Origin of the sequence: Pseudomonas sp. P105, from assembly GCF_032614175.1 — a bacterium.
GTDB classification, from domain to species: Bacteria; Pseudomonadota; Gammaproteobacteria; order Pseudomonadales; family Pseudomonadaceae; genus Aquipseudomonas; species Aquipseudomonas rhizophila.
Genome location: NZ_CP126693.1, coordinates 5,805,254 through 5,821,109, shown reverse-complemented (window position 1 = coordinate 5,821,109; position 15,856 = coordinate 5,805,254). Strand labels below are relative to the sequence as shown.

The 15,856-nt window shown below is 62.2% G+C and carries 11 protein-coding genes; 1 reads left to right on the top strand and 10 read right to left on the bottom strand.

The genetic code is table 11. The annotated features are described in order from the left end of the window. Window positions 1-60 precede the first annotated feature (60 nt). Entirely contained in the window at window positions 61-513 is a 453-nt protein-coding gene (locus QOM08_RS26120) for a GNAT family N-acetyltransferase (RefSeq protein ID WP_139048972.1), read from the bottom strand. A 261-nt stretch (window positions 514-774) separates the two neighbouring features. On the opposite strand from QOM08_RS26120, the gene QOM08_RS26115 reads away from it, so the two are divergent. After that, window positions 775-1,512: a substrate-binding periplasmic protein gene (locus tag QOM08_RS26115; RefSeq protein ID WP_047230494.1), complete on the top strand. Its 738-nt coding sequence runs from the start codon at window positions 775-777 to the stop codon at window positions 1,510-1,512. Window positions 1,513-1,654: 142 nt separating this feature from the next. Here the strand turns inward: QOM08_RS26115 and yccS are convergent, their stop codons facing one another. The 9 genes from yccS to betI all read right to left on the bottom strand — a co-directional run bounded on the left by yccS (window position 1,655) and on the right by betI (window position 15,715). After that, window positions 1,655-3,838, bottom strand: coding sequence for a YccS family putative transporter (yccS, locus tag QOM08_RS26110; protein WP_160893959.1), 2,184 nt, complete (start codon window positions 3,836-3,838; stop codon window positions 1,655-1,657). A gap of 247 nt (window positions 3,839-4,085) precedes the next feature. Next, window positions 4,086-5,264, bottom strand: a complete 1,179-nt coding sequence (locus QOM08_RS26105; protein WP_047230492.1) for an NAD(P)/FAD-dependent oxidoreductase — start codon at window positions 5,262-5,264, stop codon at window positions 4,086-4,088. Between the two features lie 143 nt (window positions 5,265-5,407). Then, the gene (gene dbpA / locus QOM08_RS26100; RefSeq protein ID WP_230682660.1) at window positions 5,408-6,745 is read right to left on the bottom strand and encodes an ATP-dependent RNA helicase DbpA; all 1,338 of its coding nucleotides are present in this window, start codon (window positions 6,743-6,745) and stop codon (window positions 5,408-5,410) included. A 303-nt stretch (window positions 6,746-7,048) separates the two neighbouring features. Then, window positions 7,049-8,476, bottom strand: coding sequence for a multidrug transporter subunit MdtD (gene mdtD, locus QOM08_RS26095; protein ID WP_076383389.1), 1,428 nt, complete (start codon window positions 8,474-8,476; stop codon window positions 7,049-7,051). Between the two features lie 193 nt (window positions 8,477-8,669). Next, window positions 8,670-10,007 (bottom strand): TldD/PmbA family protein, encoded by a 1,338-nt coding sequence (locus QOM08_RS26090; RefSeq protein ID WP_188251838.1) that lies wholly within the window; start codon window positions 10,005-10,007, stop codon window positions 8,670-8,672. A 14-nt stretch (window positions 10,008-10,021) separates the two neighbouring features. Further along, on the bottom strand, window positions 10,022-11,464 hold the full coding sequence (locus QOM08_RS26085; protein ID WP_173406467.1) for a TldD/PmbA family protein: 1,443 nt from the start codon (window positions 11,462-11,464) through the stop codon (window positions 10,022-10,024). 231 nt (window positions 11,465-11,695) lie between these two features. Beyond that, the gene (betA, locus tag QOM08_RS26080; protein ID WP_076383391.1) at window positions 11,696-13,399 is read right to left on the bottom strand and encodes a choline dehydrogenase; all 1,704 of its coding nucleotides are present in this window, start codon (window positions 13,397-13,399) and stop codon (window positions 11,696-11,698) included. 142 nt (window positions 13,400-13,541) lie between these two features. After that, on the bottom strand, window positions 13,542-15,014 hold the full coding sequence (gene betB, locus QOM08_RS26075; protein WP_139048976.1) for a betaine-aldehyde dehydrogenase: 1,473 nt from the start codon (window positions 15,012-15,014) through the stop codon (window positions 13,542-13,544). 80 nt (window positions 15,015-15,094) lie between these two features. Next, window positions 15,095-15,715 (bottom strand): transcriptional regulator BetI, encoded by a 621-nt coding sequence (gene betI / locus QOM08_RS26070; RefSeq protein WP_047230364.1) that lies wholly within the window; start codon window positions 15,713-15,715, stop codon window positions 15,095-15,097. Window positions 15,716-15,856: the final 141 nt, after the last annotated feature.

Below are 15,856 nucleotides of genomic sequence, written 5' to 3'. Positions count from 1 at the left end.
CATATGATTTATGTACCACGCAGATCCACTGTGGGAGCGAGCCTGCTCGCGAAGAGGGCATCAAGGCCGATGCATGCCAATGTGTGGAATCCCGTCTTCCATGTACTCGATACCCACCACTCCAAACCCATACCGTGAGTAATACCCCTGCAGATGCGCCTGTGCCGACAGTGAGATCGATGTACCGGGCCAGTGCTTCTCGGCCTGCTTGAGACCCTGTTCCATCAGTTTGTGGCCCAGCCCCTGTCCCCGTGCTTGGGGGGAGATGACCACGCGCCCGATGACCACGTCACTGTTTTGCGAGTGCGGATCGAGCAAGCGAAGGTAAGCCACCAGACGATTGTCCTGCCAGGCCATCAGGTGGCAGGTGTCGCCCTCCAGGTCCAGGCCGTCGACGTCCAGGTAGGGGCAATTCTGCTCCACGACGAATACTTCGGCGCGCAATTTGAGGATGGCGTACAGCTGTTCCTTGCTCAGGTCACTGTGATGTTTGCAGACCCAGTCGATATCCATTTTTTGAATTTCCTGAAGAACCTGATGCCGATATTAAGCGGGCTGGCTGCGGAAGTCTCTTTCTTGGACAACTGTAAAAATCTGTGACAAAGGCCAAAATGCCATCATCGAATTGTCGCGGCGTGGCCTTCTTTGTGTAATCTTCGATTCAACGCTGCGCAGCGGTTCCACTGAGCTAATGTTAGGACCGGATGTCTGACGACATCTCTTGAGATTCGGCTAAAAACAAACCGGGCTTTGAACCCGTCAAGGATGTTTGGCATGCCGCGATTGCATCGAGCTCTTGCTTTGGTCGGGTTGCTGTTGCTGAGCCACAACGCCTGCGCGCAAAAGTTGCGTCTGGTGGCAGATGGCTGGCCACCCTTTACCGACACCACGCTGGTCAATGGTGGCCTGGCGACCGATATCGTCAGTACCGCTCTGGCGCGGGCCGGTTATGCCAGTGACTTTGAGCAGGTGCCTTGGGCTCGGGCGATGCTGGGCATCGGCGAGGGGCGCTATGACGTGCTGATCAATGCCTGGTACAGCGAAGAACGTACCCATGTGGGCCGTTTCTCGGCTGAGTACCTGCTCAATCGCGTGCGCTTCATCAAGCGCAAGGACGCACCCATCCAGTACGAGAACCTGCAGCAGCTGCATGCCTATCCCATCGCCGTGGTCCGCGGATACGCCTACTCCAAGGCGTTCGATGAGGATCAGCAATTGCAGAAAGTCCCTGTGCATAACTTTGCAATGGCCGTGCGCATGCTCGCTGCCGGTCGGGTGAAGCTGACCCTGGAAGATGAGTTCGTCGCCCGTTATTACTTGTCTCGTGAGTCGGCCAAGGTGCGCAACGCTGTGGAGTTCATGCCCAAGCCACTGAGTGAAAACAGCCTGCACATCCTGGTCAGCCTGAAGAACCCGCAGCACGAGCAGATTGTCGCGGGATTCGATCGGGAGATTGCGGCGATGAAGGCCGATGGTAGTTATGCGCGGTTATTGAAGGCGCACGGGATGTGATCTTGCGGTGCCTGGACTGGCGCTATCGCGAGCAGGCTCGCTCCCACAGTTGATCTAGAGCGGACACTTAAATTTTGTACGGCTGAGGTCCACTGTGGGAGCGAGCCCGCTCGCGATGGCGGTGGTGCGAGCACCACACTCCTCAAGCCTCACTGGTGTCCTTGACCAGATGCGCCGCCAACGTGCGCAGCGGCCCCAACTGACGGCAGATCAACCCCAGTTGCGTCTGCACCAGCCGCTGACCCTCGTCGATTTCATCGGGCATCTGCTCAAGCTCACTGGCCAAGGCTTCTTCCTCGTCGCTTTGGACCGCTATCGGTTGTTTGCTCGCCAGGCCCTGGGCAATCTCGTCGATGCTCGCGGCCAGTTTCACCCCTGCGCCGTCGATCAGGTGTTCGCGCACGTCTGCAGGCAATGGGGTGTCCCGATGGGCGCCCAGGCCTGACAAGTAGCTGAGCAGGGTGTGGGACAGCACCAGGAAGCGGAACCCGACATCGGCTTCCTTACGGAAATGCCCCGGCTCCATCAGCATGTTTGCCAGGGTGGTGGACAATGCGGCGTCGGCGTTGTGGGCGTTGCGTCGGGCCAGGCGATAGGCCAGGTCATCGCTTTTGCCGGCGGCGTATTGCTGCATGATCTGGCGCAGGTAAATGCTGTTGCAGGTCAGCGTGTTGGCCAGCACCTTGTTCAACCGGCGGCCTTGCCAGTCCGGCAGGAACAGGAATACCGCAAGGCCGGCGATCAGGCTGCCCAGCAGCGTATCGAACAGGCGTGGCAGCAGCAGTCCATAGCCGTCGCCCACCTGGTTGAAGCAGAACAGCACCATGATCGTGATCGCGGCGGTCGCCAGGGTGTAGCGGGTCGTGCGGTTGGTAAAGAACACCACCCCGGCGGCGATGGCGAAAGACGATTGCACCAGCGGGTTGGGAAACAGATCGAACAGCGCCCAGGCCACCGTCAGGCCGATGGCGGTGCCGATGATCCGTTGGCCGAGCTTGCGCCGGGTGGCGCCGTAGTTGGGTTGGCACACGAACAGCGTGGTGAGAATGATCCAGTAGCCTTGGGACGGGTGGATCAGATGCACCATGGCATAACCCACACTCAGCGCCAGGGGCAGGCGCAGGGCATGTCGGAACAGCAGCGAGGTGGGCGTGAGCTGTGTGCGCAAGCGGACCCAGACGTCCTTCAGGTTGCGCGGTGAGCGATCCAGCAGGCTGCTATCGGTGGCGTCGGCCAGGGCGTCGGGGTTGCTCGCGTCGCTGAGCAGGCGGTCCATGGTGCCAAGGTTCGCCGACAAGGCCCGTAGCGAACGCAGCAATCCGCGCCAGGCCGGGTTGCTCTGGATCCGCAGGTGTTCGAGGGAGGCATGCAGGTCATTTAGCGCCTCGGCGAAGCTGGCGTCATAGACGAATGGCTGGCGCAGTTGGATCGACTCGGCCAACGCTTGGCAGGCTTTACCTTGCTGGCGCAGCAGGCGTTGGCAGCGGAACAGCACGTCGCTGTGAAAGAACGCCTCGGCCAGTGCGTTGTAGGGGTAGTGGGAAGAGCTGGCGCGCTCGTGGATATCCTGGGCGAGGAAGTACAGCTTCAGGTAGCGGCTGACCTTCGAGCCTGGTCGCCCATTGCCTACGCGGTGCAGGATGATTTCCTTCGCCGCGTTAAGCGCGGCGACGACCCGGCCGTTCTGCTGGGCCAGTTCCAGGCGTCGGGCTTCGACGTCCAGTTGACGGATCGGCTCGAAGAGCGATGATTTGAGCTTCAGATAGCGTCCCAGCTCGCGGAACAGCCGCGCCAGGCTTTGCTGCACCGGCTGGTTGGAAAACAGCGCCTGCCACAGCACCGAGAGCAGGCCGTACCAAGCCGCACCGGCCACCAGCAGCAAAGGTTCGTGCCAGAAATCGGTGACCGCGCCACCGCGCTGGTCTACGCCGATCATGGTGTAGACCGAGAGAATCAACGTGGCCGAGGCAATCGCGCCATAGCGCTCGCCCAGCGCACCGAGCATAGTCAGGGCGAAACTCGCCAGCGCCAGGGCAACGATGAACAGAACCGGATAAGGGAACAGCAATTCCACCGACAGCGCTGCGATGGTGAAGCACACCAGCGTCACGGCCAGCGCGTTGAGGCGGCCCTGCCAGCTGTCATCGGTCTCGGCCAGGGCGCTGGCGATGATGCCCAGGAACAGCGGGATCAACAGCGCCATCTCATCCAGATACCAACACAGCGCCATGCTGCCGGTCAGGGCGATGAACACCCGCACGCTATAACTGAATTTATCCAACGCCCAAAGGCGACGCAGAGACTGACTAAACGAGGTCGATGACATGAAGTGCACGGGCCTGACGGGCAATGACGCTAAATTGAGGCAGTAATGACGCCGACGCAATGGCGGCGATCACATCCGGCAGCAAAAAGTGTTCCTTCGCGTGTGAATGCAATTTTAGAAAACACCATAGCCCCCCTGTGGGAGCGAGCTTGCTCGCGATGGCGTCAGGTCGGTCACATTAATGTTGACTGAATCTCCGCTATCGCGAGCAAGCTCGCTCCCACAGGGTTGTTGTTCACATGTTGGATCAGACGTACTGCGCAGCCGCATACCCCGACGCCCAGGCCCATTGGAAGTTGAACCCGCCCAGGTGCCCGGTGACGTCCAGCACTTCGCCGATGAAATACAGGCCAGGGCTTTTCAACGATTCCATGGTCTTGGACGAGACTTCCCGCGTATCGACACCGCCCAGGGTCACTTCGGCGGTGCGGTAGCCTTCGGTGCCGGCCGGGACGACATTCCAGCTCGACAGTTTCTCGGCAATGTCTGCCAGTTCGGCGTGGGTGTATTGCTTCATGGGTTTGGAGACGAACCAAGTGTCGGCCAGCAGGGTGGCCATCTTCTTGGTGAACAATTCGCCCAGCAGGGTTTTCAGTTCGCTGTTGGGGCGTTCGGCCTGTTGCTGTTGCAGCCAGCTCGGCACGTCGTGGTCCGGCAGCAGGTTGATCTGCACCGTGTCACCCGGTTCCCAGAACGAGGAAATCTGCAGGATCGCCGGGCCGCTGAGGCCGCGGTGGGTGAACAGGATGTTCTCGCGAAAACTCTGCTCGTTGCAGCTCACCAGGCAATCCACTGAAGTGCCTGAAAGTTCGGTGCACAACGCCTTGAGCTGGTCGGTGATGGTGAACGGCACCAGCCCGGCGCGGGTTGGCAGCAGTTGGTGGCCGAACTGTTTGGCCACCTGGTAACCGAAACCGGTCGCGCCCAGCGTCGGGATCGACAGCCCGCCCGTGGCAATCACCAAGGATTGGCAGGTGATGGCCCCGAGGGTGGTTTGCAGCAGGTAGCCGCTCTCGGTTTTCTCGATGCGCTCGATCGAGGTGTCCAGGTGCAGGTTGACACCGGCCTGGTCGCATTCGTCCAGCAGCAGGCCGAGGATGTCGCTGGACTTGTTATCACAGAACAACTGGCCGAGTTTTTTCTCGTGATAGGGCACGCCGTGCTTGGCCACCAGGGCGATGAAATCCCACTGGGTGTAACGGGCCAGGGCCGACTTGCAGAAATGCGGGTTCTGCGAGAGGAAATTGCCCGGTTCGCTGTACATGTTGGTGAAATTGCAGCGCCCACCGCCGGACATGAGGATTTTCTTGCCGGCCTTGTTGGCGTGGTCCAGCAGCATCACCTGCCTTCCGCGCCCTGCGGCGGTCAGCGCGCACATCAACCCCGCGGCGCCAGCGCCAATGATCACGACTTCGGTAGAGCGCAAAACGGTGTCCCTCTAAATGTCACCACAAAACCCATTGTGGGAGCGAGCCTGCTCGCGATGAGGCCGGTACATTCAACATTGATGTTGTCTGACTGTCCGTCATCGCGAGCAGGCTCGCTCCCACAGTTTGATCTCTGTTGGAGTTACAGGATCCGCACCCGCAACGAACGGCCCTTGATCTTGCCATCGTTCAGGCGTTGCAGCGCCTGTTTGGCGATTGCGCGCTCCACGGCGACATAGGCCTGGAAGTCGAAAATCGCGATCTTCCCGACCTGGGCGCCGGGGATGCCGGCCTCGCCGGTGAGGGCGCCGAGGATGTCGCCGGGGCGGACTTTGTCTTTGCGCCCGGCACCAATGCACAGGGTGCTCATGGCAGGCAGCAGCGGGCCGCCGCCCTGGGGCTTGAGGTTGTCCAGTTGGTCCCAGCTCAGTGGCGACTTCTGCAACTGTTCGATCGCTTGGGCGCGGTGGGCTTCGGACGGCGCCACCAGGCTGATGGCGATGCCTTTTTCACCCGCACGCCCGGTGCGGCCGACGCGGTGAATGTGAATTTCCGAGTCACGGGCCAGTTCGACGTTGATCACCATGTCCAGTGCGTCGATGTCCAGGCCACGGGCCGCCACATCGGTGGCGACCAGCACCGAGGTGCTGCGGTTGGCGAACATCGCCAGCACCTGATCGCGGTCGCGCTGTTCCAGATCGCCATGCAGGCCGACCGCCGAGATACCTTTGGATGTCAGATGGTCGACGGTTTCCTGAACCTGCTGCTTGGTGAAGCAGAACGCCACGCAGGAGGCCGGACGGAAATGCGCCAGCACCTTGACCACGGCGTCCATGCGCTCCTCGGGGGAGATTTCATAGAAACGCTGCTCGATCTGCGCGTCGGAGTGAAAGGCTTCGGCCTTGACCTGCTGCGGGTTGCGCATGAACTTGGACGACAGTTGCTTGATGCCCACCGGGTAGGTGGCGGAGAACAGCAAGGTCTGACGGCGTTCCGGGGTCTGCTGGATGATGTCTTCGATGGCGTCGTAGAAGCCCATGTCGAGCATGCGGTCGGCTTCATCGAGGATCAGCGTGTTGAGGCCGTCCAGCACCAGCGAGCCCTTGCGCAGGTGCTGCTGGATGCGTCCTGGCGTGCCGACGATGATGTGGGCGCCGTGCTCCAGGGACGCGATCTGCGGGCCAAACGACACGCCGCCACACAGGGTCAGGACCTTGATGTTGTCTTCGGCGCGGGCCAGGCGCCTGATTTCCTTGGCAACCTGATCGGCCAGCTCACGAGTCGGGCAGATCACCAGTGCCTGGCAGCCGAAGAAGCGCGGGTTGATCGGGTTCAGCAGGCCGATGCCGAAGGCCGCGGTCTTGCCGCTGCCGGTCTTGGCCTGGGCGATCAGATCCATGCCCTTGAGGATCACCGGCAAGCTCTGCGCCTGGATCGGCGTCATCTGGGCATAACCGAGGGATTCGAGGTTAGCCAGCATGGCGGCGGACAGCGGCAGAGTATTAAAAGCGGTGGCAATGGTGGTCACGGGACTGGCCTGCAAAACAAAATGTCGCGCAGTGTAGCAGCCTCGTGCCACTTTTCTCGAAAGTTCTGGACGAGCTGTGGCGCAGTTCTGAAGCGGACGAATTCCCTGTGGCGAGGGAGCTTGCTCCCGCTGGGGCGCGAAGCGCCCCCAAACCGGCCAACACGGTGTACCTGAAAGTTCGTGTCGCCTGGATTGCGACTGCTGCGCAGCCGAGCGGGAGCAAGCTCCCTCGCCACGAAAGCTCACCGATCCTGGTCAGTGCTCGATATGCTCATCCGGCCGCTTGGCCCGCCGCCCGTCCTCTTTCGACAACTGCGAAAAAATCGTCGCCGCCAGCATCGCCATGATGCCCACCGTCAGGAACGTCAATTGGAACGCGCCAAGCACGGTGTCTACCCCGTCGTTGCCGACCTGGGCGGTAAAGCCGCCGAGCAGCGCGCCGGCGCAGGCCACGCCCAGGCTCAGGGACAGTTGCGCCACCACCGACAGCAAGCTGTTGCCGCTGCTGGCGCTGGCGTCGTCCAGGTCAATCAGGGTCACGGTGTTCATCGCGGTGAACTGCAACGAGTTGATCGCCCCCAGCACCGCCAGTTGCGCCAGCAGCAGCCAGTACGGCGTCTGTTCGCTGACCAGGCCCATGCTCGCCAGCATCAGGCCCAGGGCCAGGGTATTGGCGGTCAATACGCTGCGGTAGCCGAAGCGCTCGATCAACGGCCGGGCCACGGACTTGGCGACCATCGCCGCCGCTGCCAGGGGCAACATGCTCATCCCGGCCTGGGACGGTGAGTAGCCCAGGGCCACTTGCAGCAGCAACGGCACCAGGAACGGCAGGGCGCCGCTGCCCAGGCGCGCGAACAGATTGCCGAGAATCCCCACGGCGAAGGTCCGGGTCTTGAACAGCGAGGGTGCGAACAGCGGGTTTTCGATGTGCCCGGCCCGTAGCCAATAAGCGGCCAGGCAGGCCATGCCGCCGAACAGCAGCAACATCACGCGCAAGTGCGGCAGGTGCAGTTCACCGAGGCCTTCCATGGCGATGGTGATCAGCACCATGGCCGCGCCAAACAGCAAAAACCCCAGGCCATCGAACCGGGTACGCTCGCTGCCGCGCAGGTCCGGGATGAATTTCCACACCGCGTAGCAACCCAGCACGCCCACCGGCAGGTTGATGATGAAGATCCAGTGCCAGGTCAGGTACTCCACCATCCAGCCGCCCATGGTCGGCCCGATCAGTGGGCCGAGCAGGCCGGGAATGGTGATGAATCCCATGATCCGCACCAGTTCCGAGCGTGGGTAGGCCCGCAGCACGACCAACCTGCCCACCGGCAGCATCAGCGCGCCGCCCAGGCCCTGGATCACCCGGGCGCCGATCAGCATGGACAACGAATTGGACAAGGCGCAGAGCAACGAGCCGAAACTGAACAGCAGGATCGCGCCGAAGAAAATCTTCTTGGTCCCGAAGCGGTCGGCGATCCAGCCAGAGGCCGGGATCAGCAGCGCCACGGTGAGCATGTAGGCAATGATCACGCCCTGCATGCGCAGCGGGTTTTCCGCCAGGTCGCTGGCCATGGCGGGCAGGGCGGTGTTGAGGATGGTCCCGTCCAGGGACTGCATGAAAAAGGCAATCGCCACGACCCAAGGAAGCCAGCGGGCGGTGACAGCGTCGAGCGGTGCGCGGTTGGGCATGGGACCTCTTGTACGGAGTGTTGATCAGGAACAGATGCCGCTGTTGTGGCGAGGGGATTTATCCCCGCTGGGCTGCGAAGCAGCCCCAGAACTGTCGCCTCGGTGAGTCAGGCAGAACGCATTTACCCTTTGGGGGTCGCTTCGCAACCCAGCGGGGATAAATCCCCTCGCCACAGGTCCTGTGTTTGGTTGGCTACAACGTCAAGGTCAAGCGCTTGACCAGTGCCCCCGGCAACAGCATCGAAGCCGTGGCCCGCTGGCTGTAGGTGCTGGCCGAGAGCAGCAGTTCCCGCTCCCGGGTCAGGCCTTCGAGTTGCGATCCGAGCAGGCTGTAGACGCTGTCGTCGAAACGCATGGTGCTGACCGGCGCGACGATCTGGCCGTTCTCGACCCAGAACGTGGCGAAGCGGGTCATGCCGGTCATGCGCGCGGCTGGTTGGTCCGAGTAGTTCAGGTACCAGAGGTTGCTGATGTACAGCCCGGTGCCAAGGTGTTCGAGGATGTCTTGCTGCTCGAGCTGGCCTTCGTTCATCACCAGCGCCGTGGGGTATTCGTAGCTGCTGGCGCCGTTGGCGTTCAGGCCGTGCTCGGCGGCGCTGCGGGAGTTGATCAACTGTGCACCGGCCATGCCTTTGACGATCAGGCCCAAGTCATCGCGCGGATAACCTTCGTCGGAAAACGCCGGGCTCAAAGAGCCGCTGACCTGCTCACTGAGCCATACGTCGGGGCTCAAGCTTGCTTCGTTCGCGTAGAACTTCTGCAACGGACTTTGCTTGCTGGCAATCGCCCGGGCCGAAAACCCGCCCCAGCTGAGCATGCCCATGATTTCTTCCATCGCCGCTGGTGCCAGGTAGGCGCGGTATTCACCGGGCGGCAGGGTGCGCAAGGGGCGGCCCAAAAACGCCAACTGCTCGCGGGCCTGTTCAAAGCGCCTGGCAAAGCCTTCGCTGCTCCATTCGTGCCCGGCGTAGCTGGCTTTTACCGCCTGGCCGTTTTCATGGAACAGGCTGAAATCGAAGTTGAAGCTGTTGGCCTGATGCCAGCCGAACGCCCCCGAAGAACTGGCAAAGCCCCGGCTGATGGGGCCGGCGGCATAGAAACCGACCAAATCCAGACCGTCGGCGGCGCGGGTGATTTCGGCCACGGCCTGGTCAGTGTCCGGCAACGGATGGTCCTGCACGTTGTGGCTCTGCCAGTGGTTGTGGTTGAGCAGCAGGTACGGATCGGGTGGCAGCAGCGGCAGTGTTTCGCGCAACTGTTGCAGACCTTCGGCCAGGCGATGCAGGTCGGTTTCGACTTCGCCGGACAAGGTGATCTGCAAGTCGGCGTGGCGCCCGTCGTTGATCAGTTTGAAGCTGACGCTGGCCTGCTGCACCTGCCCGGCCTGACGGACCTTGCCATGGTTGAAACGCACAAAAGCAGAGGATTCGGCGGCGTAGCCGAGGGTGAACTGCTCGGCTTCGCGCAGTGCATTGCGCAGCCAGTCGACCAACGCCTTGAAGGCCTCGGCCTGATTGTTGCCGGTGCTCATATTGCCGGTGCTCATCAGGCATCCCCCCCAAACACTGCCACATTGCTGAATACGCACGCCGGCGAGGCATGGCCGACGCGAATGACCTGGTTCGGTTCGCCCTTGCCACAATTTGGCGTGCCCAGTACCTGGGCGGTACTGGCGTCGCCCACCGCCCGCAGGCTTTTCCAGAATTGCGCGGAAATGCCTCGGTAGTTGGGGTTTTTCACCACGCCCTTGAGCTCGCCGTTTTCGATCAATTGGCCCCACTCGCAACCGAACTGGAATTTGTTGCGGGCATCGTCGATGGACCAGGAGCGGTTGGTGCGCATCAGCACGCCGTGTTCGATGCCCTGGATCAGTTGCTCCAACGATTGGTCGCCGGGCTCGATGTTCAGGTTCGCCATGCGGTCGATGGGCGGGCGATTCCAGCCACAGGCGCGGCTGTTGGCGACCCCGCTCAGGCCTGCGCGAAATTGCGACAGCGCACCACCCAGGGGGCGCAGCAACAGCCCTTCACGAATCAGAAATTCTTTGCTGGCGGCGGTGCCGTCGTCGTCATGGCTGTAGCTGGCCAGCTCTTCGGGAACGTTCGGGTCGAAGGTCACGTTCAATAGCTGGGAGCCGTATTGCAGATGCCCAAAGTCGCCGGTCGTGACGAAACTGGTGCCGGCGTAATTGCGCTCGTCTCCCAGGATGCGGTCCAGTTCCAACGGGTGACCGATGGACTCATGGATCTGCAGCATCATCTGATCGGGCATCAACAGCAGGTCACGGGGGCCTTGCGGGGTGTTCGGCGCCAGGAGCAATTGCAGGGCCTGGTCGGCGATCTTTGGTGCGGCACCGATCAGGCCGCAGCGGCGGATGACATCGAAGCCGCCTTGCTGGCCGAAGTTCTCACGGCCCAGGGTGCGGGTCTGGCTGTCGTTGCCGTCGAAGGCGGTGACGTCCAGGGCCGGATAAACAAAGCGTTGGGCCTGGCGCAGTTCGGCGCCAGCGCTGTTGAGGTAGATCTGCTCGACCTGGGTCAGGCCGATGCTGACCTGCCAGTTCACCAGGCGCTCATCCTTGGGCACCGCGGCGGATTCGTCGCCCAGTAACTGATAGCAGTCGTTGAGGGACGGGAACGCCTGGTCGAAGTGAGGCGAGAAGTAATCGGCGCGGTCGCTGGAGACCGCCTGCTCGCGCAAGTCGAGCAGGGCGTGTGGCTTGAGCCGGCGGGCTTGTTGCTCGGCCCGCTCCAGCGCCGCTTGCAGGCCGGCCTGGGACAGGTCGTTGGTGGCCGCATAGGCCTCGACACCGTTGACCCGCACGGTCAGCATCGCCCCTTCGTCACGGCCCAGGCTGGGCGGTTCGGCAATGTTCTTGCGCACCGACAGATGCTGGCCGGACTCGCGCACGTAGCGCAGGGAAAAGAACTCAGCGCCCGTGCGCAAGGCAGCAAACCGCTGCTTGAGCTGGGGGTGGACATCGAACATGGAACCTCCTTGTCTGGAGTGGCGGTGCAGCGAGGTGCGGCGCATTGACGCGACGGCTCTAGATTAGGCCTGGGCGGGGGAGGGATCAAGGCAGATGGGAATATGGAGTGTCAGGCCGGACGCCATCGCGAGCAGGCTCGCTCCCACAGTTGACGGATGTCGGACACCAGATCTGTGTCCGCCGCAGATCCACTGTGGGAGCGAGCCTGCTCGCGATAGCGGTGTAATGCTTTACTGTGCCAGAGGCCCGACTTCACGCATTGGCTTGCCGCGCACCGGCGCGTCGCCGGCCACGTAGTACGGCGCGGTGCTGCGTGGCAGTGGCTGGCGGCCACGGATCTTGTCGGCGATTTTCTCGGCGATCATGATCGTTGGCGCATTCAGGTTGCCGGTGGTGATGATCGGCATGATCGAGGCATCGACCACGCGCAGCCCTTGCATGCCATGCACGCGGCCTTCGCCGTCCACCACCGCCATGTCGTCGGTGCCCATCTTGCACGAGCAGGACGGATGGAAAGCGGTTTCCGCGTGCTCGCGGATGAACTGGTCCAACTGCTCGTCAGTCTGCACCTCGATGCCCGGACTGATTTCGCGACCGCGGAACGGGTCGAGCGCCGGCTGCTGCATGATCTCGCGGGTCAGGCGGATGCCGTCGCGAAACTCCTGCCAGTCCTGCTCGGTGGCCATGTAGTTGAACAGGATGCTCGGGTGCTGGCGCGGGTCCTTGGACTTGGCCTGGATCCGGCCACGGCTCGGCGAACGCATGGAGCCCATGTGCGCCTGGAAACCGTGTTCCTTCACGCCGTTGCTGCCGTTGTAGTTAATCGCCACCGGCAGGAAGTGATACTGGATGTTCGGCCAATCGAAGTCCGGGCGGGTGCGGATGAAACCACCGGCTTCGAACTGGTTGCTGGCGCCGATGCCGGTGCCGTTGAACAGCCATTCGGCACCAATGGCCGGCTGGTTGTACCAGAGCAGCGACGGGTACAGCGAAACCGGCTGGGTGCAGGCGTATTGCAGGTACAGCTCCAGGTGGTCCTGGAGGTTTTCACCGACGCCTGGCAGGTCATGGACCACCGGGATGTCGAGGCTTTCCAGCAGTTTGGCCGGGCCGACGCCGGAGCGTTGCAAAATCTGCGGCGAGGCGATGGCGCCGGAGCAGAGCAATACTTCCTTGCGGGCGCGGGCCTCGACGCGCTCTTCAGCAGCGCCCACCAGATAACGCACGCCGACCGCACGTTTGCCTTCGAACACGATCTTGTCGGTCAGGGCATGGGTGACGATGGTCAGTGTCGAGCGCTTCTTGGCCACGTCCAGGTAACCGCGCGCGGTGCTGGCGCGACGACCATTGGGCGTGACGGTACGGTCCATCGGGCCGAAACCTTCCTGCTGATAACCGTTGAGGTCTTCGGTGCGCGGGTAGCCGGCCTGAACGCCGGCTTCGACCATGGCATGGAACAGCGGGTTGTTGCCGGCCTTGGGCGTGGTCACGCTGACCGGGCCGTCACCACCGTGGTAGTCGTTCGGGCCGATGTCGCGGGTTTCGGCTTTACGAAAATACGGCAGGCAGTCCAGGTAGGCCCAGTCTTCCAGGCCCGGCAGCTTGGCCCAATTGTCGTAGTCCAGGGCGTTGCCGCGGATGTAGCACATACCGTTGATCAGCGAAGACCCACCCAGGCCCTTGCCGCGACCGCATTCCATGCGACGGCCGTTCATGTGCGGCTCCGGGTCGGTCTCGTAGGCCCAGTTGTAGCGACGACCCTGCAGCGGGAACGCCAGGGCGGCGGGCATTTGCGTGCGGAAATCCAGGCGATAGTCCGGCCCACCGGCTTCGAGCAGCAGGACGGTGACGCCTTCGTCTTCGGTCAGGCGGGTGGCCAGGGTGTTACCGGCCGAACCGGCACCGATGATGATGTAATCGAATTCTTGGGACATGAAATGCACCCTCTTTTTGAATTGGGTTCAGGGCTGGCGAGTGCTTTGCACTCAATCGCGAGCAGGCTCGCTCCCACCTTGGAATGGGGACTCCTGTGGGAGCGAGCCTGCTCGCGATGACGGCCTCAGAGGCGACGTCGGTTTAGAACACCGACGCGTAATCGCCCAGTTCGACCTGTACCGATTTGATACGGGTGAAGTTGTTCAGCGAACTGATGCCGTTCTCCCGGCCCACGCCCGATTGCTTGTAACCGCCGACCGGCATTTCGGCGGCCGATTCGCCCCAGGCGTTGATCCAGCAGATGCCGGCTTCGAGCTGATGAATCACGCGGTGCGCGCGGTTCAGGTCGCGGGTCACGACGCCGGCGGCCAGGCCGAAGTCGGTGTCATTGGCGCGACGGATCACTTCTTCTTCGGTTTCATAGGTGAGGATGCTCATCACCGGACCAAAGATTTCTTCGCGCACGATGGTCATCTCATCGGTGCAATCGGTGAACACGGTCGGCGCAACAAACGCGCCCTTGGCCAATTCGCCTTCAGTCAAACGACCGCCGCCGCACAGCAGGCGCGCGCCCTCGGCCTTGCCTTTCTCGATGTAGCCCAACACGCTTTCCATGTGGGCGAAGCTGACCAGCGGCCCGAAGTTGGTGTTTTCATCTTCTGGATTGCCGATGCGAATACGTGCCACGCGCTCGGCGATCTTGGCTTCGAAAGCTGCCTTGAGATGGCTCGGCACGAACACCCGGGTGCCGTTGGTGCAGACCTGGCCGGAGCTGTAGAAGTTGGCCATCATCGCGGTGTCGGCAGCACGATCCAGGTCGGCGTCGTCGAAGATGATCAGCGGTGACTTGCCGCCCAGTTCCATGGTCACGTCCTTGAGCGACGAGCTCGAGGCGCTGGCCATGACTTTCTTGCCGGTGTCGGTGCCGCCGGTGAACGAGATTTTCTCGATGCGCGGGTGCTCGGTCAGCCAGGTGCCGACTTCACGGCCGCTGCCCGTCAGCACGTTGAACACCCCCGCTGGAACGCCGGCTTCGGTGTAGATCTCGGCCAGTTTCAGGGTGGTCAGCGAGGTGACTTCGCTCGGCTTGAAGATCATCGCGTTGCCAGCGGCCAGGGCCGGGGCCGATTTCCACAACGCGATCTGGATCGGGTAGTTCCACGCGCCGATGCCGGCCACCACGCCCAGGGGTTCGCGACGGGTGTAGACGAACGAAGTGGTGCGCAGCGGCACCTGCTCGCCTTCGATGGCGGGCACTAGGCCGGCGTAGTATTCCAGCACGTCGGCGCCGGTGACGATGTCGACGTAGCGGGTTTCGGAATAGGCTTTGCCAGTGTCGAGGGTTTCCAGGGCGGCCAACTCATCGTTGCGCTCGCGCAGGATATCTACGGCGCGGCGCAGGATGCGCGAACGCTGCATGGCGGTCATGGCGGCCCAGACTTTCTGGCCTTTTTCGGCGCTGACCACGGCGCGCTCGACGTCTTCTTTCGTGGCCCGCTGCACCTGGGCGAGTACTTCACCGTTGGCCGGGTTGATGGCTTCGAAAGTGGCGTCGCCGCTGGCATCGCTGTACGCGCCATCGATGTAGAGTTTTTGCAGTTCGAAACGGGCCATAAAGTCCTCGCAAGTGCATGAGTGGTTGGCTGACCACCGGGGCGTGTCGTCTACAGCTGACTACGCGGTTCGGTGGCGGTTCAGGAGCCGAGCGGTTCTGTGTGCTCTGTTACCCCTGCCTTGGCCAATTGGAAATCCATGTATTCGTAAGCGATCCGGTGCGCCTGGGCGGTATCGAACGCGTCTCCCGACAGCGCCCCGCGCAGCCACAAACCGTCAATCAACGCGGCCAGGCCCCGTGCCGCGCTACGTGCCTCATCGAGGGGCAACACGCGGCGGAACTGGCAACACAGGTTGGAATACAGACGGTGATCGTTGATCCGCTGCAACCTGTGCAAAGACGGGTGGTGCATGCTGGTGGCCCAAAAGGCCAACCAGGTTTTCATTGCCGGGCCATTGACCTGGCTGGCGTCGAAGTTGCCTTCGATGATCACCTGCAGGTGAGCCCGTGGGCTTGGGTCCTCCAGCGCCTGACGGCGTGCAGTGACGTTCTCGCTCAGGACACTCATCAGGTACTGGGCCGTGGCCGCGATCAGGCCATTCTTGTCCTTGAAGTAGTGGCTGATGATGCCGTTGGAGACACCGGCCAAACGGGCGATCAGCGCAATGCTGGCGTCCCCCATCCCGACCTGATCGACCGCTTGCATAGTGGCTTCGATCAATTGCTGGCGGCGGATGGGTTGCATACCGACCTTGGGCATCTGGTACCTCTCCTTAGGCCATCCGATGGATGAGTGTTGTCTATCGGAATGAAGGCCAGTCTATTTTGTTTTGATTGAACGTTCAATCAACAAAAATAAGTTCTATGACAAGTCGTCGCTATTTGCCGGGGCGAGGACTTT

Excerpts from the sequence above, each read along its gene's own strand:
- QOM08_RS26090 (WP_188251838.1), bottom strand. The coding sequence starts at position 10,007 with ATGAGCACCGGCAACAATCAGGCCGAGGCCTTCAAGGCGTTGGTCGAC.
- betB (WP_139048976.1), bottom strand. The coding sequence starts at position 15,014 with ATGGCCCGTTTCGAACTGCAAAAACTCTACATCGATGGCGCGTACAGC.
- mdtD (WP_076383389.1), bottom strand. The coding sequence starts at position 8,476 with ATGCCCAACCGCGCACCGCTCGACGCTGTCACCGCCCGCTGGCTTCCT.
- betA (WP_076383391.1), bottom strand. The coding sequence starts at position 13,399 with ATGTCCCAAGAATTCGATTACATCATCATCGGTGCCGGTTCGGCCGGT.
- QOM08_RS26085 (WP_173406467.1), bottom strand. The coding sequence starts at position 11,464 with ATGTTCGATGTCCACCCCCAGCTCAAGCAGCGGTTTGCTGCCTTGCGC.
- QOM08_RS26120 (WP_139048972.1), bottom strand. The coding sequence starts at position 513 with ATGGATATCGACTGGGTCTGCAAACATCACAGTGACCTGAGCAAGGAA.
- QOM08_RS26115 (WP_047230494.1), top strand. The coding sequence starts at position 775 with ATGCCGCGATTGCATCGAGCTCTTGCTTTGGTCGGGTTGCTGTTGCTG.
- dbpA (WP_230682660.1), bottom strand. The coding sequence starts at position 6,745 with ATGCTGGCTAACCTCGAATCCCTCGGTTATGCCCAGATGACGCCGATC.
- yccS (WP_160893959.1), bottom strand. The coding sequence starts at position 3,838 with ATGTCATCGACCTCGTTTAGTCAGTCTCTGCGTCGCCTTTGGGCGTTG.
- betI (WP_047230364.1), bottom strand. The coding sequence starts at position 15,715 with ATGCCCAAGGTCGGTATGCAACCCATCCGCCGCCAGCAATTGATCGAA.